Annotated in this window: 1 protein-coding gene; it reads right to left on the minus strand. The window is 56.5% G+C overall.

What is annotated here, in order from left to right:
• Positions 1 to 891: TCR/Tet family MFS transporter (locus HMPREF0078_RS09035; protein ID WP_081445751.1), on the minus strand; the 891-nt coding region annotated here is incomplete at its 3' end.
• Between the last annotated feature and the right edge of the window lie 248 nt (positions 892 to 1,139).

The following is a 1,139-nucleotide window of genomic DNA, read 5'->3' on the forward strand; positions in this document are numbered from 1 at the left end:
CGCGAACGCCAGCAAGACGTAGCCCAGCGCGTCGGCCGCCATGCCGGCGATAATGGCCTGCTTCTCGCCGAAACGTTTGGTGGCGGGACCAGTGACGAAGGCTTGAGCGAGGGCGTGCAAGATTCCGAATACCGCAAGCGACAGGCCGATCATCGTCGCGCTCCAGCGAAAGCGGTCCTCGCCGAAAATGACCCAGAGCGCTGCCGGCACCTGTCCTACGAGTTGCATGATAAAGAAGACAGTCATAAGTGCGGCGACGATAGTCATGCCCCGCGCCCACCGGAAGGAGCTGACTGGGTTGAAGGCTCTCAAGGGCATCGGTCGACGCTCTCCCTTATGCGACTCCTGCATTAGGAAGCAGCCCAGTAGTAGGTTGAGGCCGTTGAGCACCGCCGCCGCAAGGAATGGTGCATGCAAGGAGATGGCGCCCAACAGTCCCCCGGCCACGGGGCCTGCCACCATACCCACGCCGAAACAAGCGCTCATGAGCCCGAAGTGGCGAGCCCGATCTTCCCCATCGGTGATGTCGGCGATATAGGCGCCAGCAACCGCACCTGTGGCGCCGGTGATGCCGGCCACGATGCGTCCGGCGTAGAGGATCCACAGGACGGGTGTGGTCGCCATGATCGCGTAGTCGATAGTGGCTCCAAGTAGCGAAGCGAGCAGGACTGGGCGGCGGCCAAAGCGGTCGGACAGTGCTCCGAGAACGGGTGCGCATAGAAATTGCATCAACGCATATAGCGCTAGCAGCACGCCATAGTGACTGGCGATGCTGTCGGAATGGACGATATCCCGCAAGAGGCCCGGCAGTACCGGCATAACCAAGCCTATGCCTACAGCATCCAGGGTGACGGTGCCGAGGATGACGATGAGCGCATTGTTAGATTTCATACACGGTGCCTGACTGCGTTAGCAATTTAACTGTGATAAACTACCGCATTAAAGCTTATCGATGATAAGCTGTCAAACATGAGAATTCTCTGACGAATAATCTTTTCTTTTTTCTTTTGTAATAGTGTCTTTTGTGTCCCCCTGTTTTGAGGGATAGCAATCCCCCAATTTGAGGGATGTTTTATCCCTCGTTTTAGGGGATTTTCCCTCGTTTTGAGGGATGCACCATTCTGAGATGTTTTTATTTG

The sequence above is a fragment of the Anaerococcus vaginalis ATCC 51170 genome (assembly GCF_000163295.1).
Classification (GTDB): Bacteria; Bacillota; Clostridia; order Tissierellales; family Peptoniphilaceae; genus Anaerococcus; species Anaerococcus vaginalis.